The following is a 4,214-nucleotide window of genomic DNA, read 5'->3' on the forward strand; positions in this document are numbered from 1 at the left end:
GCTGGACGGAGCGCCTGGCCCAGCGCCAGCACCCGCTGCCTGCGCTGCAGGACGCCATCGACGACGTGTTCGACAAGCGCATCGGCGATGTGTCGGGCCGCGGCAAGCTGGCCGCCGACATGCGCGAGATCTGGGTCATGCAGCCGCGCTTCGAGAAGCGCGTGGGCAGCACGCCCTTCGGCATGGTCATGCAGCCGCGCTTCCGCGCCGGCTTCGACTTTCTGCGCCTGCGCGCCGATGTGGGCGAGATCGACGAGGCCCTGGCCGAATGGTGGCAGGACTGCCAGGCCGCCGACGACGACCGCCGCGAGGACCTGATGGACCAGGCGCGCGAAGAACAGAAGGCGCGCCAGCGCGTGAGCCAGCCCACGGTGCGCCGCGTGCCCAAGGCGGGGCCCGCCGGCGATGGCCAGGCACCGCAGCCGCCCAAGCCGCGTGCACCCCGTGCTGCTGCTGCCACCGATGGCGGGCAGGACGAGGGTGACGACTTTGCGCCCGAGCACGGCGGCGATGCCGTGCCACCCGATGGCAGCGCACCCAAGAAGCGCCGCCGCCGTCGCCGCAAGCCCACCGGGGGTGGTGGTGGCGGTGAAGGCTCTGCCGCGCCTGCGGCGCAGTGAGCGCTGCCGACAGCATGGCGGTAGCGGCCTTCATCGGCCTGGGCGCCAACCTCGGTGACCGGGGGGCAGCCCTGCAGCAGGCGCTGGTCTCCCTGGCTGCCTTGCCAGCGACACAGGTGCGCCAGGTCTCGCCGCTGTACCGCAGCGCGCCGGTAGACGCCGATGGCCCCGATTACCTGAATGCCGTGGCCGAGCTGGCCACGGGGCTGCCGCCCATGGCACTGCTCGAGGCCCTGCAGGCCATCGAAGCGGCGGCGGGCCGGGAGCGCCTGTACCGCAATGCCCCGCGCACGTTGGACCTCGATATCCTGCTCTATGGCGATGAGAGCATCGCCACCCCCCATCTGACCGTACCGCACCCGCGCATGGGCGAGCGCGCCTTCGTGCTGCTGCCCCTGTCCGATATCGCCCCCGGGCGCGTCACGCCAGGCCAGTTGGCGGCCGTGGCCAGCCAGCGCATCGAACGGACCGATACCTTGCTGTGGCCCGTGGCGGCCAGCCGCTGATCAGGCTTTCGGCAGCCGGGCCGCCAGCCCCTGCACCACCACCTCGCTCCAGGCCTCGAAGCCGGCATCCAGCGGGTGCGTGCTGCCGCTGCTCCAGCGCACCACGAAGGCGCGGTTGGCCATCTGCGGCAGATGCTTCGCCAGCGTGGGGCAGGCCGCGCCATCGATCTGCGCCAGGCGCTCCTGGTGGCCCGTGGCCCAGCCGTCCGGGTCGTCCGCGGGCTGGGGCGCCAGCTCCAGGGTCACGAAGCTGACCATGGCGGCAATCACCACGTTGTAGGCATCGATGAGGCCCTGCTCCACGAACCCGGCCGATTCGAGCAGCGCCAGGATGCGGTCCAGCAGCAGCGGGTCCAGGCTGGCATTGGAGACCAGTTGCGCGCCCAGCACCGGTGCGATGCGCGGGTGCTGCTGCACGGCGCGGCGGTAGCGTGCGAACAGGGCGCGCAGTTCGGCCTGCCAGTCGGTGTTGGGTGCGGGGGGCGCCAGCCCGCCCACGGCGGCGGTCACGGCCCCGGCGATCAGCGCGTTGCGGCCTCCCGGCACATGCCAGTACAGCGCCGTAGGGTACACGCCCAGCGAGCGCGCCAGGTCGCGCACGCTGAAGGCTTCCACCCCGCGCTGGTCGATCAGCGCCAGCGCAGCCGCCAGCACGCTCTCGCGCGACAGCGGGGGCGTGGCGGTATCCAGGGTGCCCTGGGGGGCGGGAGAGGGCTTGGCGGCACGGGGCATGGAAAGGGGCGGGGCGGTTGTCAGTGCGGATTGTCAGGCATCGCCAGGCACCTCCCCTTGCCAAGCCTGTTCCATCGATCCATAATTTCTTGTACACCGTACAGGAGATGCCATGAATGCCACCCCGACCCCTCTGGACCAGGCCCTGTTCCAGGCCGTGGAGAACTACCGCACCCGCAACCCGCGCAGCGCCGCCCTGCTGGCCGAGGCCGAGCAATCGCTGCCCGGTGGCAATACCCGCAGCGTGCTGTTCCATGGCCCCTTTCCCCTGAGCATGGAGCGCGGCGAGGGCTGCCACGTGTGGGATGCCGACGGGCACGCCTACATCGACGCCCTGGGCGAATTCACGGCCGGGCTCTACGGCCACTCGCACCCGGTGATCCTGGCCGCCATCCAGGAAGCGCTGGCCGGCGGCATCAACCTTTCGTCGCACACCGCGCGCGAGGCCCGACTGGCGCAGGAAATCCGGCGGCGCTTTCCGTCCATGGAGCTGCTGCGCTTCGCCAACTCGGGCACCGAAGCCAACCTGCTGGCCCTGGCAGCCGCCAAGGCCCACACGGGCCGCGGCAAGGTGATCGTGTTCGACGGGGCTTACCACGGCGGCGTGCTCACCTTCGCGGGCGGCGGCTCGCCGATGAACGTGCCGCATGCCTTCCTGCTGGCGCGCTACAACGACGTGGACAGCGTGCGTGCCCTGGTGGCGGAGCATGGGCCGGACATCGCCGCCATCCTGGTGGAGCCCGTGCTGGGCGCAGGCGGTTGCATCCCGGGCGAGCCGGACTTCCTGCGGGCACTGCGCACCCTGGCCGACGAATGCGGCGCCATGCTGGTGTTCGACGAGGTCATGACCTCGCGCCTGTCCTTCGGCGGGCGCCAGGCGCTGCTGTCCCTGCGCCCGGACCTCACCACGGCCGGCAAGTACCTGGGCGGCGGCATGTCCTTCGGCGTGTTCGGCGGCCGGCGCGACGTGATGGAACGCTTCGACCCGCGCCGCCCCGACGCATTGGCCCATGCCGGCACCTTCAACAACAACGTGCTCTCCATGGCCGCGGGCCATGCAGGGCTCTGCCAGGTGCTCACGGCCGAGGTGGTGCAGGCGCTCAACGCCCGGGGCGAGCAACTGCGCGCGCGCTTCAATGCCGTGTTCGCGCAGCACGGCGTGGACATGGGCTTCACCGGCATCGGCTCGCTCATGACCTTGCACGCCACCGCAGGCCCGGTGCGCTCGCCCGCCGACCTGCAGGGTACGGACGGGCGGGCCAAGGACCTGCTGTTCTTCGGCCTGCTCGAAGAGGGTGTGTTCATGGCGCGGCGCGGGCTGATCGCGCTCTCGCTGCCCGTGGGCGATGCCGAGTGCGACACCCTGGTAGCCGCACTCGATGCCGTGGTGGCGCGCCACCGAGCCGTGTTGCCGGCGCGGGCGTAAACAAAGGGCTCCGGAGGGGCCCTGTACAGCAGATGAAGCGCTGGTCAGTCGACCTTCGCGCCGGAGGCTTTCACCACTTGCTGGTACTTGGCGCGCTCGGCCGCCATGAAGCTGTCGAATTGCGCTGGCGTGGTCGCCACGGGCTCGGCCAGCAGCAGGCCGAAGCGGGTCTTGGTCTCGGGCGCATTGAGGGCCGCGACGAAGGCCTTGTTCAGCTTGTCGATCACCGGCTTGGGCGTGGCCGCAGGCGCCACCAGGCCCCACCAGGTGTCGATGGAAAAGCCCTTGAAGGTGTCCGACAGCGGGGGCACGCCCGGCAGGTTGGGGCTGGCGGCCAGCGAGGTCACGGCCAGGGCCTTGAGCTTGCCGGCACGGATGTTGGGTGCTGCGGCGGCCAGGTTGTCGATGTTGAAGTCCACCTCTCCGGCCAGCAGGGCCAGCTGCGCAGGGTTGGCACCGCGGTAGGGGATGTGCAGCGCGAAGATGCCGGCGCGCTGCTTGAACATCTCGCCCGCCAGGTGGCCGGCGCTGCCGTTGCCGCCGCTGCCGTAGTTGAGCTTGGCCGGGTTGGCCTTGGCGTAGGCGATCAGGTCGGCCAGGGTGTTGATCTTGAGTTGCTCGGCCTTGGCGGCGTTGATCACCAGCACGTTGGGCACGCGCACCATCTGCGTGATGCCGGCGAAGTCCTTGCCCGCGTCGTAGGGCATGCGGCTGTACAGCCAGGGGTTCACGGCATGCGTGGCCGTGGCCGAGATGCCGATGGTCAGGCCGTCCGGTGCCGCCTTGGCAATCGCGTCGGCACCGATGTTGCCGCCCGCGCCGCCCTTGTTGTCGATGATCACCGTACCCAGAGAGTCGCGCACGCCCGCGGCCCGGGGGCGTGCCGGGGCGTCGCTCGGGCCGCCCGGGGCGGAGGGCCCGCACAGGCGG

General features: G+C 71.1%; 4 protein-coding genes and 1 pseudogene. 3 read left to right on the forward strand and 2 right to left on the reverse strand.

From position 1 onward, the window contains the following. Both ACK59X_RS31205 and folK read left to right on the forward strand, forming a co-directional pair. Window positions 1–620 (forward strand): annotated as a pseudogene (locus ACK59X_RS31205) (polynucleotide adenylyltransferase PcnB); the annotation flags it as partial. Window positions 621–634: 14 nt separating this feature from the next. Further along, on the forward strand, window positions 635–1,126 hold the full coding sequence (gene folK / locus ACK59X_RS31210; RefSeq protein WP_409962801.1) for a 2-amino-4-hydroxy-6-hydroxymethyldihydropteridine diphosphokinase: 492 nt from the start codon (window positions 635–637) through the stop codon (window positions 1,124–1,126). Here folK and ACK59X_RS31215 read toward each other — a convergent pair whose 3' ends face one another. Next, window positions 1,127–1,858, reverse strand: a complete 732-nt coding sequence (locus ACK59X_RS31215) for a TetR/AcrR family transcriptional regulator (RefSeq protein ID WP_409962795.1) — start codon at window positions 1,856–1,858, stop codon at window positions 1,127–1,129. A 112-nt stretch (window positions 1,859–1,970) separates the two neighbouring features. On the opposite strand from ACK59X_RS31215, the gene ACK59X_RS31220 reads away from it, so the two are divergent. After that, complete coding sequence (locus ACK59X_RS31220) at window positions 1,971–3,284, forward strand: aspartate aminotransferase family protein (protein ID WP_409962797.1); 1,314 nt, start codon at window positions 1,971–1,973, stop codon at window positions 3,282–3,284. Window positions 3,285–3,328: 44 nt separating this feature from the next. Here the strand turns inward: ACK59X_RS31220 and ACK59X_RS31225 are convergent. Further along, on the reverse strand, window positions 3,329–4,214 hold an 886-nt coding region (locus ACK59X_RS31225; protein ID WP_409962799.1), incomplete at its 5' end, for a Bug family tripartite tricarboxylate transporter substrate binding protein.

It is taken from the genome of Acidovorax sp. (assembly GCF_046339755.1).
Lineage (GTDB): Bacteria > Pseudomonadota > Gammaproteobacteria > Burkholderiales > Burkholderiaceae_C > Acidovorax.

Coding starts and splice junctions, on each gene's coding strand:
- folK (WP_409962801.1), top strand. CDS start 635: ATGGCGGTAGCGGCCTTCATCGGCCTGGGCGCCAACCTCGGTGACCGG.
- ACK59X_RS31215 (WP_409962795.1), bottom strand. CDS start 1,858: ATGCCCCGTGCCGCCAAGCCCTCTCCCGCCCCCCAGGGCACCCTGGAT.
- ACK59X_RS31220 (WP_409962797.1), top strand. CDS start 1,971: ATGAATGCCACCCCGACCCCTCTGGACCAGGCCCTGTTCCAGGCCGTG.